The 26347-nt window shown below is 54.6% G+C and carries 18 protein-coding genes; 11 read left to right on the forward strand and 7 right to left on the reverse strand.

The features are described from left to right. Positions 1-83: 83 nt before the first annotated feature. Positions 84-2309 (forward strand): S9 family peptidase, encoded by a 2226-nt coding sequence (locus ACYVHC_RS16370; RefSeq protein WP_460614863.1) that lies wholly within the window; start codon positions 84-86, stop codon positions 2307-2309. A gap of 30 nt (positions 2310-2339) precedes the next feature. On the opposite strand, the gene ACYVHC_RS16375 is transcribed toward ACYVHC_RS16370, so the two are convergent. Continuing rightward, the gene (locus ACYVHC_RS16375; protein WP_460614864.1) at positions 2340-2615 is read right to left on the reverse strand and encodes a hypothetical protein; all 276 of its coding nucleotides are present in this window, start codon (positions 2613-2615) and stop codon (positions 2340-2342) included. Between the two features lie 95 nt (positions 2616-2710). Next, positions 2711-3628 carry a pirin family protein gene (locus tag ACYVHC_RS16380; RefSeq protein ID WP_460614865.1) on the reverse strand — a complete coding sequence of 306 codons (918 nt, stop codon included), beginning with the start codon at positions 3626-3628 and terminating at the stop codon, positions 2711-2713. Between the two features lie 151 nt (positions 3629-3779). Between ACYVHC_RS16380 and ACYVHC_RS16385 the strand changes: the two genes are divergently transcribed. Together ACYVHC_RS16385 and ACYVHC_RS16390 are read left to right on the forward strand one after the other, a co-directional pair. Further along, complete coding sequence (locus ACYVHC_RS16385; protein WP_460614866.1) at positions 3780-5222, forward strand: energy transducer TonB; 1443 nt, start codon at positions 3780-3782, stop codon at positions 5220-5222. Positions 5223-5360: 138 nt separating this feature from the next. After that, positions 5361-7244: a hypothetical protein gene (locus ACYVHC_RS16390; RefSeq protein ID WP_460614867.1), complete on the forward strand. Its 1884-nt coding sequence runs from the start codon at positions 5361-5363 to the stop codon at positions 7242-7244. A 470-nt stretch (positions 7245-7714) separates the two neighbouring features. On the opposite strand, the gene ACYVHC_RS16395 is transcribed toward ACYVHC_RS16390, so the two are convergent. Together ACYVHC_RS16395 and ACYVHC_RS16400 are read right to left on the reverse strand one after the other, a co-directional pair. Continuing rightward, entirely contained in the window at positions 7715-8668 is a 954-nt protein-coding gene (locus tag ACYVHC_RS16395; protein WP_460614868.1) for a glycosyltransferase family 2 protein, read from the reverse strand. 34 nt (positions 8669-8702) lie between these two features. Further along, on the reverse strand, positions 8703-9461 hold the full coding sequence (locus ACYVHC_RS16400) for a class I SAM-dependent methyltransferase (protein ID WP_460614869.1): 759 nt from the start codon (positions 9459-9461) through the stop codon (positions 8703-8705). 430 nt (positions 9462-9891) lie between these two features. Between ACYVHC_RS16400 and ACYVHC_RS16405 the strand changes: the two genes are divergently transcribed. The 4 genes from ACYVHC_RS16405 (at position 9892) to ACYVHC_RS16420 (ending at position 15881) form a co-directional block, all read left to right on the forward strand. After that, complete coding sequence (locus tag ACYVHC_RS16405) at positions 9892-11361, forward strand: glycosyltransferase family protein (RefSeq protein WP_460614870.1); 1470 nt, start codon at positions 9892-9894, stop codon at positions 11359-11361. A gap of 873 nt (positions 11362-12234) precedes the next feature. After that, the gene (locus tag ACYVHC_RS16410) at positions 12235-13725 is read left to right on the forward strand and encodes a glycosyltransferase family 39 protein (RefSeq protein WP_460614871.1); all 1491 of its coding nucleotides are present in this window, start codon (positions 12235-12237) and stop codon (positions 13723-13725) included. 73 nt (positions 13726-13798) lie between these two features. Continuing rightward, the gene (locus ACYVHC_RS16415; RefSeq protein ID WP_460614872.1) at positions 13799-14326 is read left to right on the forward strand and encodes a carbohydrate binding domain-containing protein; all 528 of its coding nucleotides are present in this window, start codon (positions 13799-13801) and stop codon (positions 14324-14326) included. 76 nt (positions 14327-14402) lie between these two features. After that, positions 14403-15881 (forward strand): hypothetical protein, encoded by a 1479-nt coding sequence (locus tag ACYVHC_RS16420; RefSeq protein WP_460614873.1) that lies wholly within the window; start codon positions 14403-14405, stop codon positions 15879-15881. A 9-nt stretch (positions 15882-15890) separates the two neighbouring features. Here the strand turns inward: ACYVHC_RS16420 and ACYVHC_RS16425 are convergent, their stop codons facing one another. After that, the gene (locus ACYVHC_RS16425; protein WP_460615173.1) at positions 15891-16616 is read right to left on the reverse strand and encodes a glycosyltransferase family 2 protein; all 726 of its coding nucleotides are present in this window, start codon (positions 16614-16616) and stop codon (positions 15891-15893) included. A 326-nt stretch (positions 16617-16942) separates the two neighbouring features. Here ACYVHC_RS16425 and ACYVHC_RS16430 point away from each other — a divergent pair, with 326 nt between their 5' ends. From ACYVHC_RS16430 to ACYVHC_RS16445, 4 genes are all read left to right on the forward strand, one after another. Continuing rightward, a complete protein-coding gene (locus ACYVHC_RS16430) occupies positions 16943-17479 on the forward strand; it encodes a 3-hydroxyanthranilate 3,4-dioxygenase (protein WP_460614874.1) in 537 nt (178 codons plus the stop codon). Between the two features lie 84 nt (positions 17480-17563). Beyond that, the gene (gene kynU, locus ACYVHC_RS16435; RefSeq protein ID WP_460614875.1) at positions 17564-18844 is read left to right on the forward strand and encodes a kynureninase; all 1281 of its coding nucleotides are present in this window, start codon (positions 17564-17566) and stop codon (positions 18842-18844) included. Between the two features lie 102 nt (positions 18845-18946). Then, on the forward strand, positions 18947-19603 hold the full coding sequence (locus ACYVHC_RS16440) for a hypothetical protein (protein WP_460614876.1): 657 nt from the start codon (positions 18947-18949) through the stop codon (positions 19601-19603). Between the two features lie 78 nt (positions 19604-19681). Further along, positions 19682-20281, forward strand: coding sequence for an alpha-ketoglutarate-dependent dioxygenase AlkB family protein (locus ACYVHC_RS16445; protein ID WP_460614877.1), 600 nt, complete (start codon positions 19682-19684; stop codon positions 20279-20281). A 106-nt stretch (positions 20282-20387) separates the two neighbouring features. Here ACYVHC_RS16445 and ACYVHC_RS16450 read toward each other — a convergent pair whose 3' ends face one another. Together ACYVHC_RS16450 and ACYVHC_RS16455 are read right to left on the reverse strand one after the other, a co-directional pair. Beyond that, entirely contained in the window at positions 20388-23144 is a 2757-nt protein-coding gene (locus tag ACYVHC_RS16450; protein WP_460614878.1) for a TonB-dependent receptor, read from the reverse strand. A 295-nt stretch (positions 23145-23439) separates the two neighbouring features. Then, positions 23440-26073, reverse strand: coding sequence for a TonB-dependent receptor (locus ACYVHC_RS16455; protein ID WP_460614879.1), 2634 nt, complete (start codon positions 26071-26073; stop codon positions 23440-23442). Positions 26074-26347 lie beyond the last annotated feature (274 nt).

Here is a 26347-nt window from a genome sequence, read left to right on the forward strand (position 1 = left end):
CTGCTGGCCGCGGCCCGTGCAACCCTAGCCCCCGATTACCTTCCTTAACGGCGGATTCCCGCCGACATTTTATTTTCACCTGCATGAATTTTCGTACCCTGGGCCTTGCCCTGTTGCTTACCACGGCCGGTCCGGCGGTGGTTCCCGGCGCCCTGCCAACCGTTTTTGCCCAGCAAAAGCAGAACATTACCCTCGAAGACATCTGGCAGAAAGGCACCTTCCAGGCTAGGTCGGTGCCCGGCTTCAACTGGATGAAAGACGGCCGCTACTATTCCTCGCTCAGCCAGGGCAACCTAGTGCAGAACGATGTAACTACCGGCCAGCCCGTAAAAACCCTGGTAGCCAGCCAAGACCTGAAGCTCGCCGGCCAAAGCCAGCCGTTGGCTGTGGATGGCTACAGCTTCAACGCCGACGAAACCAAAATCCTGTTCAGCACCGATACGGAGCCGATTTACCGCCGCAGCAGCAAGTCGTACTTTTTTGTGTACGACCAAGGCAGCAAGCAACTGGTGCCCCTGAGCAAAACGGCCGGTAAGCAGCTCTACGCTACCTTCTCGCCCGATGGCAAGCGCGTGGCCTTCGTGCGCGACAACAACCTGTTTGTAGTGGACCTAGCCACGATGCAGGAAACGGCCGTAACGACCGACGGCGTCCAGAACAAACTCATCAATGGCGGCACCGACTGGGTGTACGAGGAGGAATTTGAGTTTGCGCAGGGTTTTCAATGGTCGCCTGACTCGCGCCAGCTAGCCTACTACACCTTCAACGAGGCCGAAGTACCCGAGTACAACATGCAGGAGTGGGGCGCGCTCTACCCCAAAGACTACCGCTACAAATACCCCAAAGCAGGCGAGAAGAACTCCATCGTAAGCATCTCGACCTACGATGTGGCCGCGGGCAAAAACACCAGAATGGATGTGGGCCCCGAGCCGGATCAGTATATTCCGCGCATCATCTGGACCCAAACGCCGAATCTGCTCAGCATCCGGCGCATGAACCGCCTGCAAAACAAGCTGGAGATTCTGCACGCCGATGCCGCCACCGGCAAAACCAAGGTAGTCCTGACCGACACCGACCCGGCCTATGTGGAGGTAAACGATGATTTGCGTTACCTGGCAGGCGGTAAGGAGTTCTTATTCAGCAGCGAGAAAGATGGCTACCGCCACCTCTACCTCTATAATATGAATGGCAAGCTGGTGCGCCAGCTCACGAAGGGCCCTTGGGAAATCACGAGCATTGATGGGTTTGACGAGAAGAAAGGCCTAGTGTATTTTACCAGCACGGAGGCCTCGCCGCTCCAACGCCACCTGTACCGCATTGATCTGAAAGGCAAGGGCAAGACACGCCTGAGCGAAGCGGGCCCCGGCAACGACGCCGTGAACATGAGCGCCGATACCCGCTACTTCCTCAACTACCACTCCGAGGCCGGGCAGCCGCAAGTAGTAAGCCTGCGCAACGGCCAAGATGGCAAGCTGGTGAAAGTGCTGGAAGACAATGCTAAGCTCCGTCAGAAACTAACTGAGTACAACCTGGGCAAGCTGGAGTTTATCAACTTCAAGACGGCCGAAGGGGTAGAGCTAAATGCCTCCGTGCTGAAGCCCGCCAACTTCGATGCCAGCAAAAAGTACCCCGTGCTGATGTACGTGTATGGCGGCCCCGGCTCCCAAACCGTGAAGGACGACGTAGGGGGTGGCATTGCCTTCACCAACTACCTCTGGCACCAGCTGCTGGCCGAGCAGGGCTACATTGTGGTGAGCGTGGATAACCGGGGCACCGGCGCCCGCGGCGCGGCCTTCAAGAAAAGCACCTACGCCAACCTGGGCAAGCTCGAAACCATCGACCAGGCCGAAAGCGCGAAGTACCTCGCTACCCTGCCGTACGTTGATAAGTCGCGGATTGGCATTTGGGGCTGGAGCTTTGGGGGCTACATGACGGCGCTGGCCCTCACCAAAAACGCCGATGTGTTTAAGATGGGCATCTCGGTAGCACCGGTTACCAACTGGCGCTACTACGACTCGGTGTACACCGAGCGGTTCCTGAAAACGCCCCAGGAAAACCCCCAGGGCTACGACGACAACTCACCGGTGCAATACGCCGACAAGCTGAAAGGCAAGCTTCTGCTCGTGCACGGCACCGGCGACGACAACGTGCACTTCCAGAACGCAGTAGCCTTCACCGACGCCATGATCAAGGCCAACAAGGATTACCAGACGCTCTACTACCCCAACCGCAACCACGGCATTTATGGGGGCAATACGCGCCTGCACCTCTATCGCCAGATGACGGACTTCGTGCTCAAGAACCTGTAAGCGCCACCTGCGCATGACGCGGCTGCCCCTCTAGCAAGACCAACACAACGCCGGTCTTGCTAGAGGGGCAGTTTCGTAAGCGCAGGAACCGCCACCTGAACCTGTAGGGTATTGGATGGAGGTAATTTGCAGACCTAGGAGCTCGGGGCTCCGGAACTGCTCATACAAATCCGCAAACAGCTCATTTAGCTCCGTGGTTTGGCAGGCTACCTGCTGCTCTACCTGCTTGGTATTCACTACTTCCCCGTACTCCATCTCAGCCAGCGTGAGTTGGCAATACACCGTACACTGCAGTTCGTTTTTCATAGCTATCAGAAAAAAGGGCGCGAATAGAATAGTATATCAAAGCTAATATTATTAGCTAAATATACCAATATATTTAGTAGAAAATATAGGCGCTATTATGACAGCGCTTGGGGTGGCGGAGACCCTCCGGCCGGTCGGCTTTTGTCCTGAGGTAAAGGCACAAACTCCAGGTTGTCGTTTGGGGGCAGGGCAATGCGCCCTGCTTGCCAGTCGGCTTTGGCTTGCTCAATTCGCTCTCGACTTGAGGATACAAAATTCCACCAGATAAACCGGTCGCCTAGGGGCTCGCCGCCCAGCAGCATCAGCGTACTAGCCTCCTGGGCCACCAAAACCGGATCGATACCCGGCGTGAATACCAGTAATTGGCCGGGACCATACGTGCGCCCACCCACTTCTACTAGCCCCTTTGCTATGTACGCGCCGCGCTCCGGATACCCCCTAGGCAACCCAAACCGCGCGCCCGGTTGAAGCACCACATGCAGGTAAAACAGCGGCGAATGAGTACGGACATCGTTGTGCAGCCCAAAAGCGTCGCCGGCTATTAGGCGCATCCACACGCCCGGATCCGTAAAAATTGGTAGCTCGTGCGGCTGGTAGTTGGTGAAAGCCGGGGCGGTTTCCTCGTCTTTCTCGGGTAGTGCCACCCAGGTCTGAATCATTTCCAGAGCGCCGCCGGCTAGGGTACTCGGGTCCTCAAACCGTTCAGAGTGAGAAATGCCGCTGCCCGCTGTCATCCAGTTTACTTCGCCAGGCCGGATAACCTGCTGCACGCCCAGGCTGTCGCGGTGCGTAACCTGCCCGCCAAACAGGTAGCTCACCGTAGAGAGGCCGATGTGTGGATGCGGCAATACATCGAGCTCCGGCAGCTTTTCAGGGGCAAAGTTTACCGGGCCGGCATGGTCCATGAAAATAAACGGGCCCAGCATGCGGCGCAGTCGATAGGGCAAAATTCGGCGCACATCAAAACCCGGGCTTAGCGCGGCCGGGCGAGCATCAATTACTAGGTCAAGCATACCTCGAAAGTGAGCAGGGAAGATATTCTATGCCTTGGTTACCCTACTGAAGCATAGGAAAGCATAAGTAAATAGGCTTATCACTAGCTATTTAGTAGAAAAAACTGACCTTTAACCAATAAAACCGGGGTTTCCCGCGTAGAGCCTCCCTATGCCGCTGAGTTTCCCTTTCCGTTTCGTGTGCCTGAGCCTAGGTGGATTGTTGTTTGCAACCGCCTGTCAACAGGAACGTGCTGCCCAAAAACCTGCCCCTGCCGCTACGGCTCCCGCCCTAGCCGATACGCTGGCGTATGACTCCCTAGACCAGCCCATGGCCGTTACGCCCGTGCGGCGCGACTGGCACCGGCTGGAAAAACCTACCAGCCGCCGCGCGCCCCTTATTGTATACCGTAGCAGTCGGCGGCCCCCATCATTGGGTACAGACGCTCCACCTACCGAAGCCCGCCTGCAAGACCTTACCCTAAAAGCCAGCGAATACTTCCAGATTGACCCTGCCAAGCCCGCCGAAGTGCGCGGCCGCGAAGGAACGATAGTACGCATTCCGGCCGGCGCATTGGTTGACAGCCGCCAGCGGGCAGTAACCAGCAGCGTGTGGTTGGAGCTAAAGGAGTGCTACAACGCATCTGATATTCTCCTCTCGAATCTGCTCACAGAAACCATGGCCGGCGCTCCGCTGGAACTGAGCGGGGCCGTGCTGGTGCGGGCTACGGCTGGAGGGCAACAGCTGGTGCTGGCCGCCGGCCGTAGCATGCAGCTGGAGCTGGCGGGCGGGCCGGCAAGCGGAGCCCTGTATTACGGCCGCTTAGCCGGCGAAGCAAGTGCCATCCGGTGGCAGGAGGGAGAAGCACAGGTCGCCGCTTCGGAGCAAATACTGACTACTGCCCAGCAAATGCCCAGCTACGGTAAGGGCCCGGCTGATATAAACCGCCTGATTCGTTACCCCCGCCAAGCTCAGGAACGCCACACCGAGGGCTTGGTGTTTGCTACGTTTGTGGTAGATGAAACCGGCCGCGTAACCAACCCCCGCATTCTGCGCGGCCTCGGCGACGGCTGCGACGAGGAAGTATTGCGCGTGTTGCGTCAGACCTCCGGCCGCTGGGCTCCCGGCCAACAGGACGGCCGATTTGTGAAAGTCAAAATGGTATTGCCCATCCGGTTTGCCTTTCAGCCCGGTATGGCCTCGGCGCCTGAAGTAGCTGCCGCCACGGAAGTTGCCCCTGCTCCGGAACCGGTGGAGGAAGAACTAGCTCCAGCCGCTAATGCGTTGCCTATAACCAAGCTAGGGTGGGTTTCAGTTGGGCAGCCCTTGAGTGGCTCTATTGCCACCTTGTTTGTGCCCGGCGCATCTTCTGATGGCAATCATACCACTGTGCGGCTGGTGCTTCCGGGCCGGCGCGTGGTGCTAGCGGGCGCCCCCCAAGCATCCGGATATCATTTTGCCAGCGCCCCAGCAGCGGGTGTAGTTGTGGGCCTGCGCTACGAAAACGGCACTCCCTTCCTAGCCCGGCACGATGCCGCCAATGCCGCCGACACCCTACGCTTTCAGGAAACCACATTAACTGATCTGGAAACTACGCTTGAGCGGTTAAACTAGCCTAGCCAGAAGCAACCATCCGAGTTGTATGGCAGGCTCATGAAATGGGTGGCTTACGGCTAGATGGCACCCTAGCGCAAGAAAAAAATTGGTGTACAGCAGGAGTATATCCAACTTGCGGGCTTCTGACTACGATATATGCTATTTTCTTTCTCGGCCGTCCGCACCTGGCGGCCTTCGCGTGTCGTGCTGCTAGCGCTTGGCTTAGTATTACAAGTACTGCTTATCCTACGGGCATTCGGGGCCCTGCTGCTGGAGCCTGGTCAGCATTTGTTGGTTGATACCTACGACGGCGCCAAAAACTACTTCACCTTCTTAGCCTACGTGCAGCAGCCTTGGTCTTACGGCCTAGGGCTGTTTGGGATGATGAATTACCCGTACGGCGACTACGTTTTCTATACTGATAATACGCCGCTGCTAGCCGTACCTGTTCGTTTGTGGTCGCATTACATTTTTGATGTAGCACCTTATGCACTGGATATCTACCACGTGCTTTTGCTGGCGGGCTTTCTGCTAAGTACCGCATTGCTAACGGATATCTTACGCCGTTTGCTGCGCCACTGGGGGCTGGTGATCATTTTTGCGGTAGTACTACCCTGGCTTAATCCCCAAACCGGCCGACTGCTCAACGGCCACTTTAATCTGGCCTACAGTTTTGTGCCGCTATTAGCCATTTGGGGGCTGCTTGGGCTATACAGCCGCGTACAGGCCGGCCTACCGGTTCGGCGCTGGGTAGTAGGTTTAGGTGTTGGCTTCGCCCTCACAGGCCTGATTCACTTGTACTACCTCCCGCTGCTGGCCCTCACAACGGCCGGTTTTTTTGCGTGGTGGTTATTGCCTCGGGGGCAGTGGCGCTTCTCCCTAGCTAGTATTGGGGCACTCTTAGCGCTTCTTCCAACGGCACTCTGCTTTGGCATCATTCGGCTGACTGATGGCTTTTATAGGCTACGCAGCACCGGCGTTTCCGGCTTTAACTTTCCCCTCTGGAAACTTCAGCTTTCAGCCTTAATTCGGTCATATAGCTATGAGCGCGTGCACTTCTGGCTGGAGCCCCAGGCGCAACCCTCCTATGAGTCAGTGGCGTATTTAGGTGCCTTTGCTTTGTTTGGCCTCACGCTAGCATCTGGCGCCTGGCTGGTGCGCCGGCAGGCCACCCGGCAGGTTGTGGCCGCCTGGCGCACTACGCAGCAACGGCAATTTCTGGGCCTTTTCCTTGGCGCTGCAATAATCGGGTTGGCCGTTTCGGTGGGTACTACCTATGAGATATTTGAAGGTCAATATGTGTTTCGCAACTATTTCAGCGCCTTTTACTACCTCCAGAAAATAACAGATGCAGTTACCCATTTTCGGGCGGTAGCTCGTTTCAGCTGGCCGTTTTTCTGGGCCGTAAATCTGCTGGTATTGGTAGGGCTTGATTTCTGGTTGAGCCACAGCTCTTGGCGCGGACGTTGGGTGGTAGCTATCCTGCTGGTCGTGCTGGCTTGGTTGGATACCCGCGACACGCTCAAATTCTACAAGAATTCCCTGTTGCCTAATTCTCTGACCGATACTAGCCGCACGCAGGATATCAATCAGCTGCTTTATTCTGTTAAGCCCACTGATTACCAAGCTATTTTGCCGGTGCCCTTCTTTCATGTGGGAAGCGAAGACATGGACCTGACTGTAGACGACCATAATCCGCATTCCCTGCACAGCTATCAGGTTTCCTTGCGTACCAACCTGCCACTGATGGCCAGTAAGATGTCGCGGACTCCGCCAGATCATCTATATCAGCTGCGCACCTTATTTGATCCAACCGGTCCGAGCCCCGAGCTGCTAGCTCGCTTACGCGAGGTAAAGAAGCCTGTTCTAGTATTCTTCGACCAGAGCTATTACGATGGTACCAACCCGGTAGAGGAGCTGAAAACCAACCCCAAGGCGCGGGCGCTGATTGATGCCGGAGCAACGTTTCCATCTCGCCAACGCCTGACGTTGTTGGCAGAAACCGGCAAGCTGCGCCTATACCGTTGGGATGTGCTATAGGCCGGTTACTGAAATAAGTTTCGGAACAAAATGCGCACGAAGTTGAGGCTTTTCGCCCGTGCGCAGCGCATAGCCTTTGCCTTGGGTACCTGCATGAGATAGGTATGAAAACCGGTTCGGTAGAGCGTGACGAAATAAGGCCAGGTCGACCGCGCCTATTTCCTTTTCAAAGTCATCGTTCACCACGTACAAGTGCAAAGTGGCAGCTTCCGGCAGAAAGTTCTGCAACCGGGTAGGGCTGGCCAGTACATTCTCAGCCAAGTGGGGCGGGGGGCAGTAGCAAGGCAGAATAAGAGCTAATTGCGCAAGCGGCTCCGACACGGGAAGTGGCATAAAGGCGTAACATCAGACAGGAGAGTTAGCCGATAAGTCGACATTCAATGGCACACCCACTTTCTCCATGCTTGCCCTGTTTGACACTTGATAGCCAAAGCAGAGGTAGTAAAACATGGTTTGTACCTGATTGGTAGCTAGCGCAGGGGTATAGGCGGTGGTTCCGGTAAATTTGAGTCGGAAACGATGTACAAGGGGCGTTGCCGGACATTGGCCGAAAGCCGCGCGATATATTCTCCGATTATTCCTACTGCAATTAGCTGTACGCCACCCAAAAATAGAATGCTCACCATCAAAGAAGGCCAGCCGGGTTCATAGTCTTTGGTTACAAAGCGCGAATACAGGGTATATAGCATTACCAACAAGGCCACTCCAGATACCATAAACCCGCTTACGGTAGCTACTTTCAGCGGAAGATCTGAAAATGCGGTAATGCCATCGAGGGCCAGCTTGATCATTTTGCGATAGGTGTAGCCTGTGGCTCCGCCCGCTCTTTCGGCCCGGTCGTACTCCAGATATGTCTGCCGGTAGCCAATCCAGGAAATCTGACCCCGGATGAACTTGTTCTGTTCCGGCATTCGGCGGAGTGCTTCTACAACCTTACGCGAAATAACCCGGAAATCACCCGTGTCTACGGGGATAGAAATGTTGGTAATAGAAGCCAGAATCCGGTAGAAAAGCTTAGCCGTAAACTTCTTAGCCGCACTTTCGCCCTGGCGTGAGCGGCGCTTCGCATACACCACCTCATATCCTTCGGTCAGCTTCTGATAGAGCTGCGGAATAAGCTCGGGTGGGTCTTGTAAATCAGCATCAATAATGGCCACTGCCTCCCCCGCAGTCCTGTCGAGGCCGGCCGTAACGGCAATCTGATGGCCGAAGTTGCGGCTAAAATCTAGGTAGCGCACATTTGGGTCGCGCTCGGCAAGGGTTCGGATGAGGGCCAATGACTGATCGCGCGAGCCATCATTAATGAAGATAAACTCATAGCCACCCGGCAGCCTCATCGTTTCAACAACCCCACGCAAGCGTTCATAGAGGCCCGGGATATTCTCTTCTTCATTATAGATGGGGATAACGATTGAAAGATCCACGAGTAAGGGTACAGGATAGAGTTATGAAGAAAAATTAGGCTTGTTTACGAGCAAGAGCAAACACGCTTATTCCAAAGGGTAGGTTAATATGCTGTAGCATTCGGTTCTCACATTTGATCCACCAAAGAACTGCTTTGTTCACTGGCTCCGTGAAATAGTGCAGGTCACCGGCTGCCCCGGGCTTGATTGTCGAAGAGACTGGCCCGTACAATAAGCGGCGTCCTAACCGCAAAAAGGCCGTTGGGAAGAACAAAGCGGCGTTCCAGAAGGAGCTACGCTGAACATACAGGCCAGCTTGTTGAAGCCGGTTAATCAATTCTTGTCGGGAGTAACGACGAAAGTGGTGATTTACCACATCATGCTCGCTCCACAGATAAGGATGGGCCGGTACAAACACTAAAAGCTGTCCGTTTGGCTTCAAGACCCGCATCCATTCTCGCAAAGCCTCAGCTTCATATTCAATGTGCTCGAGCACATCAGAGGCAATAATCAGATCAAACTGGTCCGCATTGAACTCCAGAGCAGCTCCGTCCATTACAGCTGCACTGGAAATACCCCGGGTATGCGCAAGTGCAATTGCCTTCGTACTCACGTCGATTCCTGCTACATTACTATAGCCGGCGTCTAGTAAGCGCTGTAGTAAAGGACCACCCGAACAGCCGATTTCCAAGATGGCAGCAGTGAGCGGAAGGTTAAGGCTTTGAATAAGGTCAAAAACAGCATCACGTCTGCTGGCAAACCACCAATGCTGCTCCTCAAGCTGATGGTATTTGGCTTCGTAAGTCAGGTCCATGGCCGGTAAAAGTACAGAATAGATTGGCTCCGTTGGGAAGGTAGTCTGGTTCTGAGCTATGCCAGGTCATTCTTCTCAGGGCACAAAACCATTGTTTTCGCTCTCCAAAAGCAGCCAAGGCGGCGGTAGTTAAGTTCTGATGGCCAGCACTGTCTTGCTAGGTAAAAAGTAAGTGCGAACTACTATGAGGGTACTTAAAAGCGAACAGCATGGAGCCAGACAGGCAATGCGCTGTATCTGGTGTACTTCGATACTTATTTTGAATTAGCTATTTTTACCCGGTTTTCAGTTTCTCTCCTTATTTATTTTGGCATTATCTATTCGGCCCTCTCTAGGGCGCTTACTACCTACTGCATTCCCCTATCACGCGCTAGCGGCAGCTTTATTTGGTGTATTTGGGGTGCTGCTATTTGGTCCTTATCTATGGGCTATGCCCGAGGGGTTTCATGTGTGGCCCCAAACCGACCGGTTATCTCTGGCTATTAATTTCTACGATTTTGGATTTGATTTCTGGCATCCTAGGACCTCTTCGCTACAATCTATTGGAGGAATAACCGGCGTTGAATTTCCTATTCAGCCTTATCTGGCTGCGCTGGGAGGTTTGTTGTTTGGGCGTTCTAATATACTGGCTGTATTTAGGGCTCTGGATGCAGCAGCGGCCGTACTTGGCTTCTGGTATCTATTTCGTATTGTGTTTGAGCGCACCGGCAGCTTTGCCGCCGGAATGTTGCCAGGTGCCTTTCTAATGACGGCACCCACCTATGCATTTTACGCTGGGAGTACGCTGCCAGACCCATTTAGCCTTTCGCTCACATTTGTGGGTTATTACTATTGGCTGCGCTATTTCGATGCGCCGCACCGGTTCACGGATGTTGTGCGGGCAATAGCCGTTTTAACGTTGGCAGCCCTCATAAAGACCACGTGTGGGCTACACCTGGCGGCCGTGGCAGGCATTACGCTGCTGTATGTCTTTCTGGAGCCAGCCCGCATGACGTACCGGCAACGGATATACCTGTTGCTTACTCTGGGAGCCAGCGTTTTCATGATTTTGGGTTTCTACGTACATAATACCCACCTCAACGCTACGTACCAGTCACAGCAGTTTTTGGCTGCCCCCATGCCCACCGAGGGAGTTGAAACCTGGCATGAATACATGCGGGTTTTTAAAGCATCCTGGATCTACGAGTACTTTACCAAACCCCAGTACCGTATAATGCTGGTTTGCGGGGTGTTGTGCCTTGGCCTGGGTTTTCGCGCCTGGCAGAGGTTTCGTCCGTTGGTGCTGCTGCTGCTGGCTTCCATCCTGATTGGTCTGCTTTTTTACCAGTTAATGGGCGCGCAGCTGGCGGTGCACGACTATTACATTATTTGCTCGTTTATGCCGCCGGTGCTACTGGGCCTTTTGTTGGCACTGCTGCTGCTGGTTCCGCTAGTACGAGCAAGGTGGCCCCGGTATATTTTCTCCTTCGGATTGCTGTTGCTTTCAGCATACTTGGTGCGTGATAGCATCAAACAGATGGCGGGTCGCATGAGTGACTACCATCCGCCTGCCAGCGAGTATTACACGCACCGCTGGATGCGCGGAGGGGCTGCTTTGTTGCAACAAGCTGGTGTGCCGGCACAAGCATTGGTGCTGGTGCTAGAGGATTACTCACCTAATATGGCGTTAGTTTATTTTGACCGGCGCGGCCGCAACATGGCTACTTACTTGCCGGATACCAAACTGGGCGCTATAGTAGAATACATGTCGGCTTTCGGTCTGGAATATGTGATTATGAAGCCAGATGCATATGCGCGCCTTGCCCCCGAAAAAACGGCTCTGCTGGAGGCATTCACACCAGTACTAGAACAGCGCGTGGTAGTGCTGCGTTTGCGGAATCCAGAAAAAATCAAGTGGTAACACGAGCCGGCATAACCTTATGTATTCTTTAAATAAGCGCCTGAGGAGACCATGGAGGCTAGGCGCGAGCATTGCACAAAGCAGGTTATCAGGTATGCTACTAGGTATACTTTTAATGGCAAGCCAATGTGGCTGCCCTACTGATCCGGCAGAAGTGCGTGCTTACCAGGATGTGCGCGAGCATGTGGTGTTTGCCAACGACTTCGAACAAATACCAAACTGGATATCTGAAGGGAGCCTAACTACAGAACGTGCCCACTCCGGCCGTTATGCAGTGAAAGTGGATAAAGAACACCCATTCTCCCTAACCTACCGCAGAATAATAGGCGACATGTTTACGCAACGTCCTCGGCGGATGAAGTTGAGTGCATGGGTATGGGTAGAAGGGCCTTACGACGATGCCTTGCTCGCCTTCAATTTGAATCCGCCCGCAGGTAGTTCTCAGCCTATGTTCAGCGCAAAAATATATTTGGCTGATAACTGGCCTTATCGGCGCTGGATACATGTAAGCCGAGATATAGATCTGCCTCCAGTATATTCCTCACAAAGCCAACTATCCATCTTTCTGTGGCACAACACTGCACAAAATACGGTGTATGCCGACGATTGGAAACTGACGGAGCTTCATTGAGTACCTGTGCAGGAGCCTAGCAGCCTTACAAGAGCAATAGATTTCTGGAATAGAGGATAGTCTCTATTTCAGACATATTAATGAGTTGCTTACTGCTTGTGGCTACCTCTCCCTGATGGCGCTACTTCACCTCCTCTCGTCTGTCTTCTATTATGGCCATCACTTTAACTTTTTTACCGCCAGTTGTCACTTCCGAGCGGTTTTATCGCGTGTGTGCGGGACTGTTGTTCTTGGTGCTGGCAATGGTCTTTTACCTTCCCTCTTTGGGGTGGATGCCCCGCGGCATTCACGAGTGGGCGCAGGCTGACCGATTAGCGTTGGCTATCAGCTATTATGACCGTGGACTTCATTTCTTTCGCCCTCAAACACTGAGCTTTGCTTCGATTGATGGGGTAGGCGGAGTGGAATTCCCAATTACACCCTTCTTGGCAGCTCTGGGAGCCAAGCTTACCGGTCGGGGTAGCCTAGTAATATGGTACCGAGGTCTGAATATTGGTGTGGCAGTAGTGGGGTGCTATTATTTATTCCGGTTAGTCTTTGAGCGCACAAGGCATGTAGTAGCAGCGTTGCTACCTGGTGTATTTCTGGCAACCTCGCCGGTATTCGCTTATTATGCCGGCAGCTTTTTGCCTGACCCCATGGCTACTTCCCTCACATTAGTGGCCTCCTATTATCTGCTCCGTTATGATCATCAATCTAGCTTTTGTGATCTGCTCCTGGCTATAGCAGTTTTTACGCTGGCTACGCTCATCAAAACCTCAGCCGCAACCTACTTGCTGGCCGCATTGGGCACCGTAGTGCTATGGAGCTACCTGCGCGCAGACCTGTTCTCTCTACGTCAAAAGCTGATATTTCTAGCAACTGCTGTTGCGAGTGTTGGTGCTGTTGTGGGGTACGCTCTGTTCAACCGTCATCTGAACGAGCAGTACCAATCGACGCAGTTTATAGCCGTGGCGGTTCCAATAGAAAATGATCAACAATACGAGGCTGTTGTCACCCGAATCAAACTGTTGTGGCAATTTGAGTACTTCACCCCAGTGCAGTACTATTTGCTAGCAGCCAGTATTGTAATTATCCTTATCAGCTTGCCTCGTCTTATTCGGACGGAATGGCTGTGGCTTAGCCAAATTGCGCTGGCGGCAATGGGGGGCTGGATGTTTTTCTGGCTGATGGGTAGGCAATTCTTGGACCATGACTACTATGTACTGGCTCCGTTCTGGCCTGGTTTAGTCTTACTATTTTCAATGGCAATTGTTCGCGTAGCAACGTGGAACTGGCTACCGGTGCTAGCTCGCGAGAGCATATTTGCCGTTGGAATAATAGTCTTGCTAGCGGCCGGTTTGCCGCATCACCGAGCGCGAACGGGCGACCCGTATAAGCAGTTTAGCGACTATTATACCTACCGGTGGATGGAGGGAGGCGCCCAAAAGCTTGCTGAGGCCCAAGTGCCAGCTCACAATACCTTGTTGGTGCTTGGGGAGGAAGCCCCAAATTTGGCGCTAGTGTACTTTGACCGGCGCGGATTGGTTTGGAAGCCCGATCTGAACCGGATGCCATCGGCTGAGCTACTGGAGAAGATGACCAATTATGGCCTCGATTGTCTTGTGATGAGGCAGGCTGTTTTTCAGGATCTGCAACACACGCACCCCGACTTACTGCCTGCCTTCCAGGAGGTAGTTACTACTGATCAGTACGTAGTGCTACGCCGCCGTAGTAGTATTCCACACTGGTAAGCCACAATTCGAATGTTTTATGGTACTTGCCTCATCTTATACACGAGCTACTTAAAGCGCTAAGTCATTCTTGATGAAAACCCTAATTTATGCACTCCCGCTAGCTGTCCTGGTTGCTTGTAGTACCGATAGCAAGCGCCCGAACCCGGAAGTAGTAATGCACAATAACTTCGACTCTCTGGTAGGGTGGGTGCCGGACGCTTCTCTACTTACCAAGGAGCGAGCACACTCTGGTCAGTATAGCATCAAAGTCGACAACGGCCAAGATTACAGCCTAACCTATACGGCGCCGCTGGGCCAGCTAAGTGAAACCAGGCTGCGCGGAACCCGCTTAGAAGCGTGGGTTTTTATGACTGATAAAGACGCGAAAGCGAGGCTTGGATTTTTAGTAAAAGACCCAGAAAATAAGAACGTTATCCTGAACGACGGATTAGATCTTCGGGAGCAGGTGAAGGAATCAGGTGAATGGGTCAAAATCAGCAAGGACTTTACATTTCCTCCTACCGTCAACTACACCTCTTCGCTAGTGATTTTTCTGTGGGGCCCCGAGATTAAACGCCCGATATATTTGGATGATATCCAATTAACAGCTTTGCGCTAAGGCTTATGCCACTTATCGGTCGAAACGACTTGTAGGTAGCAATCTGGTCATTTCTGTTGCTACTTATTCCTTGGCTATGAAACCTGCCTCTTCGCACGCTCCTGCTCAACCGACGGCTGCTTTGCCCTTACTGTTAAGCTGCCTCATCCTGATTAGCGCTGGCCTGTACAACGGATTTCCATTAGTTACTTCTGATACGGGCACGTACATCAATAGCGCCATTGAATACAGCGTTCCCGATGATCGGCCTATTGTATACGGGTTATTTATCAGGGCAACAGGGTTGAAGTTTTCTCTCTGGTTTGTAATTATGGTGCAGGGGCTGTTGCTGGGGTGGGTGCTGCTCCACTGTTTGACGGCCTTTGTCCCGAGGGTTAGCTCAGCCGTGGGCCGGTTATCATTACTAGGCATTACGGCGTGGCTAACCGGAGTTTCGTGGTATTGCAGCCAGCTGATGCCAGATATCTTCACGGCTATCGGGCTACTATGCTTGGCGTTGCTGCTACTAGGCAAGTTTAGCTCACGAACCGAGCAACTAGGGTTGCTGGCGCTTCTGTTGCTTTCTTCTCTGGTGCACAACTCTAACCTGCTCATTAATACCCTGGTTGTACTGGCTCTGGGGGCAGTAGGGGTATGGCAAGGGCTGTTCCGGCGCAACCTGCTGCAGCTGCGGCACTGGATGGTGGCAGTAGCCGTAGTAATAGGTAGCTGGGTTGTGTTGCCGGCCATACATGCGGGCTTTGGAGGAGGTTTTGTATTATCTCGTGCTTCGCCTGCCTTCCTGATGGCCCGCCTAACGGAAACCGGCATTCTTGAGAAATATTTGAGCCGTGCCTGCCAGACCGGCACCGAGTACAAGCTCTGCGCGTTCCGCGACAAACTGCCTAATGATGCTATTTCCTTTATGTGGGATGGTGCCAGTCCCTATAACCAAACCGGTGGGTTGGCCGCCAACCGAGAGGAGTATCAGCAGATCATCCGGGCTATCCTGACTAGTCCGCGTTACTACCCCCGTTTAGCCAGCGAAGCCATTCAGGCTACGTTGCGCCAGCTCACGCATGTAGGGCACGGCGATGGGCTGGAGCCTTTTCGCGAGAACACCAACCCTTACTGGAAAGTCCAGAACTTTGCTAGCTACGAGCTGAAGGAATACATGTCTTCGCTTCAGAACAGAGGGCAGCTAGTCTTTACGGCGCTCAACGAGCGCATGTATGCCGCGCAGTTGCTGGCCTTGCTTGTGGTGGCGGGGCTTTTGGCGTGGCATCGGAGCTTGCGCACCATACCTACTAGTCGGAAATTGCCTTCAGCCGCTACTGATTTCATCTTGCTGATAACCGTGCTAGGTGCGGGCATCGTAGCCAATGCCTTTGTTACAGGTGCACTGGCCAACGTGCTTGACCGCCTGCAAGGACGAGTAGCCTGGCTGTTACCTCTGGTAGCGCTTATGGTAGTTGCTCAACATGGCCCCGAACTGCTGCGCTGGCTCTGGTTGCGCTTCAGAGGCGCAAAGCAACTGCCTATCCCTGCTGTAGAGGACGAGGTGCCAGCACACTAGTATAGCGGCTTACTTCTTGAGCAGACCGTATTTGAGAATACAGTAGATGGCTCTGAACCCGTCGCGCCAGCCAATTTTTTTGCCCTCGGCATAGGTGCGGCCGTAGTAGCTGATGCCAACTTCATAGATGCGTACATCTGGTACGCGGGCCACTTTGGCCGTTACTTCCGGCTCAAACCCGAAACGCTTTTCTTCCAGCCGTAAGCCCTGAATGATGTCGCGGCGGAATAGTTTGTAGCACGTTTCCATGTCAGTCAGGTTCAGGTCCGTGCACATGTTCGACAGAAACGTGAGGATGTTGTTGCCAATGCTGTGCCAGAAAAACAGAATGCGGTGTGGGTTGCCGCCCATAAACCGCGACCCATATACTACGTCGGCAAAGCCACGCACTACGGGTTTGATAAGCAGATTGTACTCCTGTGGATCATACTCTAGGTCAGCATCCTGAATGATGACGTAGTCGCCCGTTGCTTCGCGGATGCCGGTATGCAGAGCAGCTCCCTTGCCTTGGTTAACCGCATGCCGAAGCAGTCGGAGGCCCAGCTCGGGGTAGCGCGCGGCATAGGCTTCCATAGCCGCCACGGAATTATCAGAAGAGCAGTCATCCACCAGTATAATTTCCTTTTGGATGTTGTTGATTAATTCCAACTCGCGCAGCAAATCCAGAATCTGATGGATTGTGCGGCCCTCGTTGTACACGGGTATAACGATAGAAAGCGTAGCAAATGGTACCAAGGAGAACAAGGTTAAGAACAGAAAACGACCAAAGATAAGGTCTCTGTCCGGGCTAGCGGCCACACCGCAGATATTCGGGAGTTGACGCAGTAAAGAGGGGTAGTAAAGCGCAAAGTCCCCAATATCGGACATGCTACTGCTCACCAAGGTGCGTAAGGAAATAAAACTCAGATATCGGAATTACGAAGAAGAGCCGGATAACAAGTCGGGAAACTACGTAAGCCCATCGTACTAGGCCTGCTACTCAGGCAAACCCTACCTTCGTGGGCTGCCCCGGCCTAGTGCTGACGCCTGTTTCAAACTTCGCACCTTTCACAACTTCTGCAATGCCTGTTGCCCGCCCGTTTAACTTTCAGCAGTGGATTGATGAGCACCGCCACCTTCTGAAGCCGCCCGTCGGCAACCAGCAGGTTTTCAAGGATAACAAAGACTTTATTGTGATGGTAGTGGGCGGCCCCAATGCCCGCAAAGACTACCATGTGGATGAGGGCGAGGAGCTGTTTCTGCAGCTGGAAGGCGACATTGTGGTGAAAATCATCGAAGACGGCAAGCCCGTTGACATTGAGATAAAGGCCGGCAGCATGTTTCTGCTGCCAGGCGGCGTGCCCCATTCCCCGCGGCGGCCGGCCGGCTCCATAGGCCTGGTGCTGGAGCGCTACCGCACGGCCGGCGAGCTAGATGGCTTTCAGTGGTACTGCGAAAACTGCGGCAATAAGCTTTACGAGGAGTTTGCTGAAATCACGGACATCGTGGCGCAGCTGCCACCCATCATGAATCGGTTCTGGCAGAATGAACACCAGCGTACGTGCCAGGTATGCGGCACCGTGATGCAACCGCCCGCACCCGTGGCGCCAACGGAGTAAGGCTTCGGGCTGCTGGCTGCTGCCCTAAAAAAGCCGAAATGTCATGGTTTCAGGCTTAGAAGGGGCGTGGTATATTTGCTGCTGATGACCTTCCAACCCACCCTCGATTTCGCCCGCCAACTTGATGCGCAGGATCCGCTGCGCGACTTCCGCCAGCAGTTTCTGATTCCGCTTGGGCCCGATGGGCAGGAGTGCCTGTATTTCTGCGGTAACTCGCTGGGCCTGCAGCCGCGTACGGCCCGCGCCGCCGCCGAGCGGCAGTTTCAGAACTGGCAGGACCTAGCAGTAGAAGGTCATTTCAAAGGCGAAACGCCCTGGATGCATTACCATCGGCGCCTGCAGGATGCCACGGCCCATATTGTGGGCGCCAAGCCGATTGAGGTAGTGGTCATGAATAACCTGACTACCAACCTGCACCTGCTGCTGATTTCCTTTTATCAGCCCACGGCTTCCCGCAACAAAATTCTGATGGAAGGTGGGGCTTTCCCTTCCGACCAGTACGCCATCGAAAGCCAGGTGCGCATGCGTGGCCTAGAGCCCGATGAGGTGATTGTGGAGCTAGTGCCCCGCCCCGGCGAGCATACCCTGCGCACCGAGGATATTGTGGCTACCATTGCCGAACACGGCGATTCGCTGGCCACGGTGCTGCTAGGGGGCATCAACTACTATACCGGGCAGGTATACGATATGGCCGCTATTACGCGCGCCGGCCACGCGGCCGGGGCTATGGTAGGCTTTGATCTGGCGCACGCGGCCGGTAACATTCCGCTGCACCTGCACGACTGGGATGTGGATTTTGCCTGCTGGTGCTCGTATAAGTATCTCAACTCGGGACCGGGTGGCGTGTCGGGCGCGTTTGTGCACGAGCGGTTTGCCGACCGCCCGGACCTAGTGCGCCTGGCTGGCTGGTGGGGCTACGATGATGAGGAGCGCTTTAAGATGAAGAAGGGCTTTAAGCCCATGCGTGGCGCGGCAGGCTGGCAGCTTTCCAATGGCGCCATCCTGACCATGGCAGTGCACGAAGCGGCGCTGGCCATTCATGAGGAGGCGGGTGGCATGGCCTCCTTACGCCAGAAAAGTGAGCTGCTGACCGGTTATCTGGAGTACCTGATTACCCGTCTAGATCTGCCCAAAACCCGCCTCGAAATCATTACCCCCCAAGACCCCGCCCAGCGCGGCTGCCAGCTCTCGTTGCTGGTGCACCAAAACGGCCGCAACCTGTTTGAGCACCTGATGGCCGTTGGTGTTATCGGCGACTGGCGCGAGCCTAACGTGATTCGGCTGGCCCCGGTGCCGCTCTACAATACGTTTGAGGATGTGTTCCGGGTGGGCGAGGTGCTGGCCCAGTGGGCGGCCCGAGAGTAAGTAGCAACCAAGGGGAAGGACCTTTTCCACCCTTGGCTGTTGTTCTGCGTACTGAAGAAGGGCTACGCCCTCATTTGATTTGACTTTGCTTTCCTGATTATCATGGCCGAAGATTACGCGGAGAAAATGGCCCGCAAAACTGACGCCGAGCTGCGCCTGTATATTCTCAACCGTTCAGAGTATCGGGAAGAAGCCGTTTTGGCGGCTCTCGATGAGCTAGAGCGGCGCCAGGTGATAGTTGCTGACCTCGATGCGGCGGCTATCAGGGCGGAGCTGCGGCCCATTGTGGCACAGCAGCAGGCAGTTGCTGCCCAACAGAAAGCAAGAGTAATAGCCGCGGAGGAAGAAGCTACGGCGCCCGCTCCGCGCCTGTACTCACCCGTGACCATCACGCTGTTTTCGGTGTTCTTTTCCATGCTGGCTGGCGGGGCGCTACTGGCGCTCAACTTCCGTACGCTGCATCGGAAAGGGGCTATTTGGCGGCTGGTGCTGTTCATTATCGGGTATCTGGTGGTGCTGGCCTTGTGCCTGGGCCCATTGTTGAAAGCTGGGCTGGGTATAGTACTGCTTTTTGCCGAGCTGCCAGCCATTATTGCCTATAACCTGTGGTTCTGGCCCCGGTATGTGGGTGTACATCAATTTCAGAGCCGTAGCTGGCTGCTTCCCTTCCTGATTTGCACCGTTCTGCGGTTAGGGCTTTGGATGTTGCTGGCTCCGCTTATTCAGAAGCAGCTGGAAGCCATGGGCTTGCCTAGCTAGCTGCTCGCCTAGGCCCTGGTGCGCGTCAAACCGCATCAGCCGCCAGCCCCATGCCTGCTACTCGTTGTCTTGCTCGTTATGCCGCTTCTGCCGCTCTTGCTTCCGGATGCTGACCTAGCGCTGGATACTGAGTTTCTGGCCCCCGCACAGGCTGCTGCTTTGCTCGCGGAGTTCACCCAAGATATTCACTGGGAGCAGCAACCCATCAAACTATTCGGGCGTGATGTACTGCAGCCCCGCCTGACTGCCTGGTATGGTGATGCCGACGCCCGCTACCGGTACTCGGGCCTGCAACTGGAGCCGCAGCCATGGACGTCCGCGCTGCTACGGTTACGAGAGCAAGTGGAGCTAGCGGCCGGCACCGGGTTCAACAGTGTGCTACTCAACCTCTACCGCACCGGCCAAGACAGCATGGGCTGGCACGCTGACAACGAGCCCGAACTGAGCCCAGCACCCGTTATTGCTTCAGTAACGCTGGGCGCTACCCGTACCTTTCGCCTCAAGCCCCGCGACGGGCAACGGACCCCCCACGCACCTGTAAGCCTGAGCCTGACCAGCGGCAGCCTGCTTCTGATGCGCGGCACCACCCAGCAGCACTGGCTGCACGCCCTGCCCAAAACTGCTCGCCCGGTAGCTCCGCGCCTCAACCTCACGTTCCGCCAGATACTAGGACGCTAGGAGAGTTGCAAGGCCAAAGCCCAACAAAAGGCCTCATCAGAAAAAGCAACCGCTCTTCCCGATGAGGCCTTACGCAAACCTGGCTTGGTGTCCGGGGTACTAGGTCTTACTTCACGTCTAACCGCACGCCGAGGTAGGCAAGGCGTCCAATCTGCGGGCCACCAAATACCTGCACATTGTTGGCATTGAAGGCATTAGAAATACCCGCTTGGAACGTGCTGCCCAGCTTCGGAACTGCATAGCCGAAATACGCATCGGTAGTGCTGTAGTCGCGCACGTTGCCCGTGGCAAAGGGCATTTCCTGCAAGTGGCCCTGCACCCAGCGGTAGTTCACAGAGTAGCTGAAGTTCTGGATCTGGCCAGTGGCCCCCACGTTGTATTTGTGCTTCGGGGTGTTGAAGAAGGTCTGGAAGCCCTCCGGCAGGTTGCTGCGGTCCAGTACGTTCAGCGAGTAGTTGCCCGTCAGGTTAAAGGCCCGGTTGAAATAGTACGTCAGGCTGCCAGTAACACCCTGCGTGCGCACCTGCTGATTGTTGTTGTAGTAGGCGTACAGCACGCGGGTAGGCTGGCTCTGGTCGGCGTAGGCTCCGCTGTAGCCAGCAGCCAACTGCTGCGGCGTGGGGCGCGAGCCATCAGTGTTGCCCACAAAAGTTTGAGCGCCAATGAAGTCGTTGTACTGGCTGCGGAAATAGCTGATGTCGGCGTAGAGGTTGCTGACGATGGCACCTTTGTAGCCGATTTCAGCGGTATTTACTTGCTCCAGCTTGAGGGGGCTGATGGTGTACTCGTAGGGCTGCAGTACGGCGGGGTTGCTTTGCGCGGCTGCCAGCAGCTGCGGCGAGCTAAACAGGGACACGTTATACCCCCGGAATCCGCTCCCAACGTTGCCTATCAGCACACCGGTGCGGATATCGTTGTAGAAGTATTGTTCTGTTTGCGAAGGCGAGCGGAACGCGCGGCCATAGCTGGCGCGGAAGTTATGCTGCTTGTTTTCGCCAAGCGAGTACACGGCGGAAACGCGGGGCGAGAAGGCCGGCTTGAAGTTTTTGAAGTCGTCCACGCGACCTGCAAAGGCCAGCTTCAGGCGGTCTTCTAGCAGGGTTTGGGTTAGCTGGCCGTAGGCTCCGTACTCGTAATTGCGAATGCGCTTTCCATTCTGGTCAGAGAAAAGCAACCCGTCAGATCCCAGCCGATATTCGCGGTAGGCAGCGCCAACCGTCAGGTCGGGTCCAGCCTCCAACAAACGGAAGGTGCGTTGGCCGCTGATATCGTGCAGGAAAGAGCTGAAGTACTGTTGGGCCCCGCGGCCCGGCTGCCGGTCATTCGTGATTTTCTCGCGCAGGGCAGCAAAGCGCGGGTCAGAAGAGCGCAGTTGGGTAGAATTGGCTACGCCTTGGGCAGTAGCAAGGGCCTGATCTATCGTTTGGCCAGCCCGGCGGGCCTGCGTGTACACGGCATTGTAAGTGCCATAAAACTGCTGGGCGTAGCTAGTGTTGCCGCCTTCCGTGGTCGGCGCTTCTTGTATCAAGGTGCCCAACTGGTTCAGCTCGTATGAGTTGCCGGTAAAGTCTTTGGTTGAGTAGAGACGCAGAAAGCCTTTGCTGCTCTTGAGCTCTGCCCGATATTGGTCAGTGCCCAATCCTTTCACTCGGAAACGGCTGATGTTCTGGTAGGTAGCAGTTCCTTCGGCGTGCTTGGCTTCTACGGTTAGCTTCAGGTCATCGCGCAGCAAGTACGATACCGCGCCCTGTACCCGATACGAAGACGTACGGTTGTCGTCGGCAATCAGCTCCTGCTCCGTGAAGCCGGGCAGGTACGCCGTGCGGTTTACTAGCTCGGGGTTTGTGCCTTGGCCAGGAGCAAACGTGTAGCCGTACTCACCATACCGGTTTACGGCGTTGTAACCGAGCGTGGAGCCAGCTGGGTTAGCCGAGCTGCGCGTGGCGTTCATGTCGTCGGCAATCCAATCGTTGGCCCGGAAGGCGCTGGCGTTGAGCTTAATGGCCAACTTTTCGGTGAGTTTTTTGGCGTAGCGTAGCTGCCCATCCAGCAGGTTTCGCTCTCCGCCGCGCAGCCGCATGCTCAGGCCTTCGTACACGAAGGGGTCTTTGGAGTTGAACAGGATAACCCCGCTCAGGGCATTAGAGCCGTACAGTGCCGAAGCCGGGCCGTGGATGATTTCAATGCTCTCCATGTCAAGCTCCGGAATACCCACCAGGTTGCCGGGGCTTAGGTTAAGCGAGGGCAGTTGGGTATCCATGTAGTCGACGAGCTGAATAACCCGCTCCGACTTTGCGGTATTAAAGCCCCTAGTACTTACGCTGGTAAAGAGCATAGACGCCGAGCTAACGTCTAGGCCCTTGATCTGACCAAGCCCACTTAAAATTTCAGGGGTAGCAATTTTTTCAATTTGGTTGGTTGAAAGCTTATCGACGGTTACAGGAGCCCGCAGAATGTTTTCTTCGATGCGGGAAGCCGAGACGATGGTTTCGTTGAGAAGGGTAGCACTAGGGGTAAGGCCGATGGTAAGTGTTAGCTCAGGCGCCTCTAGAGTAACCTCGCGGCTATCAAAACCTACGTAAGAAAAAACCAGCGTAACTGGGGCATTGTCAAAATTGGCGTTCAGGTTGAACTTACCGTATTGATTGGTGCTGGTACCAACAAAGCTGCCTTTAATGAAAACAGTGGCGCCAGGGAGGGGCTCTCCTTTTTCGGTCAGGACTTGTCCAGCCAAGGTGCGTTCCGCCGGATCAGGTAAGGTAAAGGAGGTAGTAGCAAGCAGATTGCCAGTGGTTGCTGCGGTAGCAGCTACAATATTTGGGAGCAGCAAAGCCGCCAAAACAGGCGGGTACAAGTGTTTCATTATGGTGTGCCTTATGCAGAATCAGAATTAAGGCAAACCTACTGACCTGTTAAGCGCCTCTTATTTTATTTGGCTGAACGGCCTCACCTGCTATGCCAACAACACCTATTGCTTGCGCAACGAAACCAGGATTTAGGCCTAATCACGCTTTCCCGTTCTGATAAAAAATGTCAGTACTGCTTCTTCCGGAGGCAATAGAGTAGAACAGGCGGGTTTCAAAATGGGAATAAGGAAAAACAAAACGGACGCCCCCTTGCCAGGAGGCGTCCGTTTACTACCTAGTATTACCTAGTGATTATTTCACATCCAGCTGCAAACCCAGGTAGATGAGGCGACCGATCTGGGGGCCACCGTACACCTGCGTGTTGTTAGAGTTGAAAAGGTTGGAAGCGCCGGCTTGCACCGTAGCCCCTACCTTCGGAAGCGTGTAGCCTAGGTACGCATCTACCGAGCTGTAGTCGGCTAGTTGGCCTACTGCGAAGGGAGTACCGTACTCGTGGCCCTTGGCCCAGCGGTAGTTAAGCGCGTAGCTCAGGTGGTCGATAACCGTACCATTGACGCCTACATTGTACTTGTGCTTCGGCGTGTTGAAGTACGTCTGGAACTCGGCATCCTGCACATCGCTACGGTCTTGCACGTTCAGCGAGTAGTTGGCTGCAAAGTTAAGCGCAGATGCTACGGCATACGTCAGGCCAACGCCGGCACCCTGGGTGCGAACTTCTTGGTCGGCGTTGGTCCATACCTGCAGTACCCGACCGGCGGCAATGCTAGCTGGGCGGCTGCCATCGGCATTGCCAATAAAGCGCTGAGCACCAATAAAGTCGTTGTAGTAGTTGCGGTAGTAGTTCACGTCCACGGCCAGCTTATCGCCGAGCGCGCCTTTGTAGCCCACTTCCACGCTGCTGAGGCGCTCAAGCTTCAGGGCCGCAACCGAGATGTTTTGGCCATTGGTCAGGCTATAGCCCTGGTAACCATTGTCAACGTTGCCTAGCAGCAATACTTGGCCCACATCAAGCTTGATGTACTGGTCGAGTTGGGTAGGGGAGCGGAAGGCGCGGCCGTAGCTGGCGCGGAAGTTATGCTGGCGCTTGTCGCCGGCAGAATATACGGCGGATGCGCGGGGCGAGAAAGAGGGATCGAAGTTCTTGAAGTCGTCGATACGGCCAGCCAAAGCCAGCTTCAGACGGTCTTCGAGCAGCTTGTGGGTTAGCTGGGCATAGCCACCTAACTCGTGGTTCTGAATGCGGCCTTCGTTGTCAGAGAACAGGTTGCCATTGGAACCCAAGCGGAATTTCCGGTAAGCGGCACCCACAATCAGGTCCGTTGACTCTCCGAATTTGAAGTTGTACTGGGCGTTGCCTTCATTCAGCAGCGAGCTGGGATTCAGGCGGGCACCACGGCCGGGAGTAGCATCGCGAATAATCTGGTTACGCAGGTTACTAAACTCGGCACTGTTAGGATTAAGCTGCAGCGGATCAGCGGCGGACTGGGCCGTTAGCTGGGCCTGCGCATCTGTCTGGCCGGCCTGGCGGGCACCTACATACGTGTTTACGTACGTGCCGAAGTAGCGCTGGGCGTAGGTAGTACCGGTGCCGCTGGTAGAAATAGGCGAGTTCTGAATGAACGCCCCCAGGAAGCTCAGGTCATAGGTGTTGCCGCCAAAGTCCTGGATGGACTGGCCACGCAAAAACCACCGCTCGCCTTTGATTTCGCCGTGGTACTGGTTGGTACCAAAGTCTTTGAAGCGGTAGCGGCTGGTGCTCTGGTAGCTAGCAGAGCCCCGGTTGTAGTTAAACCCAACCGTCATTTTTACGCTATTCGTGAGCAGGTACGAAAGGGAAGGGTGAATTTTCACCGACTTGGCTTTATCGTCGTTGCCAACCAGCGTTTTCTCATCGAAGCCGGGCATGAAAACTGTCTTGCCTCGTACTTCAGGAAACGGGAAAGCACTAGAGAACGTGTATCCGCCCACATCACCATAGCGGTTCACGGCATCGTAGCCCAGGGTAGAGCCTACGGTGTTGTTGTTGCGCTGCACCTGGGTGCTGGTAGCCGTGTAGTTATTGGCCAGCCAGTCGTTAGCCGTGAGGTAGGCACCCGTGATTTTGAACGCGAATTTCTCGCCAAACTTTTGGGCGTAGCGTACTTGTCCATCGAAGAAGCTTCGCTCACCGCCGCGCACACGCAGGCTCAGGCCTTCGCTTACGAAGGGGTCTTTGGAATTTTGCAGCAGTACGCCGTTAAAGGCGTTGGCACCATACAGCGCCGAAGCCGGGCCGTGGATGATTTCAATGCTTTCGATGTCCAGCTCAGGCAGGCCCGTGAGGTTACCGGCGTTGATGTTCAGAGAAGGCGACTGCGTGTCAAAATAGTCCGTGAGCTGAATCAGGCGCTCCGACTTCGCGGAGTTGAAGCCCCTAGTGCTCAGGGAGTTCATGAGCATGCTGGTGCTGTTCACGTCGATGCCCTTGAACTGGTTCAGGCCCACCTGTACATCGGGGGGAGGGAGGCGTGAAACCTGCTGCGAGGTAATTTTTTCCACCGTTACCGGTGCCTGCAGAATGCCTTCTTCTACGCGCGATGCCGAGGCAATTACCTCGTTGGTTTGCGTCAGGTTAAGCTTGAGCTGCACCTTCACGGTGTTGTCGGGCTGGCTCAGGGTTACGTCGCGGCTCTCGTAGCCCACAAAAGAGATGGACAGCACCACGGGGCCTTCAGTGAAGTCAGCACGCAGGCTAAACTTACCGTCTCGGTCAGTGCTAGTACCAATGAAGGTGCCCCGGATAAAAATGGTGGCACCCGGTAGTGGTTCACCGGTAGCTGTTTCTACAGCTCCCGCCACAATTCCCACGTTCTGGGCCCAGCCGGTAACGGCCTGGCTCAGCAGAAATACCAAGAAAAAAAATAGAAAACGGTAATGTTTCCTCATACTAGAAAACTGCAAAAAATTAAAAATACCCCAACATGTCAGGAAAGGGGCTGCAAAGGTAGGTCAAGCGGGCTGATTACGCAACTGATAAGCAACTGATAGCCACTTGCTTATTGGGTGCGAAAAATGGTATTTAGAAGAGACGCAAATCATGCTGAAACGTAAGCTCCGCCGTAGATGATAACCTGCTCAGGCTTAGTAGCGGAGGTCAGAGGGCCCATACAGATACAGGCAATCAGCCTCTCCCACTACATAGGGGCCACATTGCAATGTG

The sequence above is a fragment of the Hymenobacter seoulensis genome (assembly GCF_054780535.1).

Excerpts from the sequence above, each read along its gene's own strand:
- ACYVHC_RS16430 (WP_460614874.1), top strand. The coding sequence starts at position 16,943 with ATGCCTGTTGCCCGCCCGTTTAACTTTCAGCAGTGGATTGATGAGCAC.
- ACYVHC_RS16385 (WP_460614866.1), top strand. The coding sequence starts at position 3,780 with ATGCCGCTGAGTTTCCCTTTCCGTTTCGTGTGCCTGAGCCTAGGTGGA.
- ACYVHC_RS16415 (WP_460614872.1), top strand. The coding sequence starts at position 13,799 with ATGAAAACCCTAATTTATGCACTCCCGCTAGCTGTCCTGGTTGCTTGT.
- ACYVHC_RS16455 (WP_460614879.1), bottom strand. The coding sequence starts at position 26,073 with ATGAGGAAACATTACCGTTTTCTATTTTTTTTCTTGGTATTTCTGCTG.
- ACYVHC_RS16445 (WP_460614877.1), top strand. The coding sequence starts at position 19,682 with ATGCCGCTTCTGCCGCTCTTGCTTCCGGATGCTGACCTAGCGCTGGAT.
- ACYVHC_RS16405 (WP_460614870.1), top strand. The coding sequence starts at position 9,892 with ATGCCCGAGGGGTTTCATGTGTGGCCCCAAACCGACCGGTTATCTCTG.
- ACYVHC_RS16440 (WP_460614876.1), top strand. The coding sequence starts at position 18,947 with ATGGCCGAAGATTACGCGGAGAAAATGGCCCGCAAAACTGACGCCGAG.
- kynU (WP_460614875.1), top strand. The coding sequence starts at position 17,564 with ATGACCTTCCAACCCACCCTCGATTTCGCCCGCCAACTTGATGCGCAG.
- ACYVHC_RS16390 (WP_460614867.1), top strand. The coding sequence starts at position 5,361 with ATGCTATTTTCTTTCTCGGCCGTCCGCACCTGGCGGCCTTCGCGTGTC.
- ACYVHC_RS16375 (WP_460614864.1), bottom strand. The coding sequence starts at position 2,615 with ATGAAAAACGAACTGCAGTGTACGGTGTATTGCCAACTCACGCTGGCT.
- ACYVHC_RS16400 (WP_460614869.1), bottom strand. The coding sequence starts at position 9,461 with ATGGACCTGACTTACGAAGCCAAATACCATCAGCTTGAGGAGCAGCAT.
- ACYVHC_RS16410 (WP_460614871.1), top strand. The coding sequence starts at position 12,235 with ATGGTCTTTTACCTTCCCTCTTTGGGGTGGATGCCCCGCGGCATTCAC.
- ACYVHC_RS16450 (WP_460614878.1), bottom strand. The coding sequence starts at position 23,144 with ATGAAACACTTGTACCCGCCTGTTTTGGCGGCTTTGCTGCTCCCAAAT.
- ACYVHC_RS16370 (WP_460614863.1), top strand. The coding sequence starts at position 84 with ATGAATTTTCGTACCCTGGGCCTTGCCCTGTTGCTTACCACGGCCGGT.
- ACYVHC_RS16420 (WP_460614873.1), top strand. The coding sequence starts at position 14,403 with ATGAAACCTGCCTCTTCGCACGCTCCTGCTCAACCGACGGCTGCTTTG.
- ACYVHC_RS16380 (WP_460614865.1), bottom strand. The coding sequence starts at position 3,628 with ATGCTTGACCTAGTAATTGATGCTCGCCCGGCCGCGCTAAGCCCGGGT.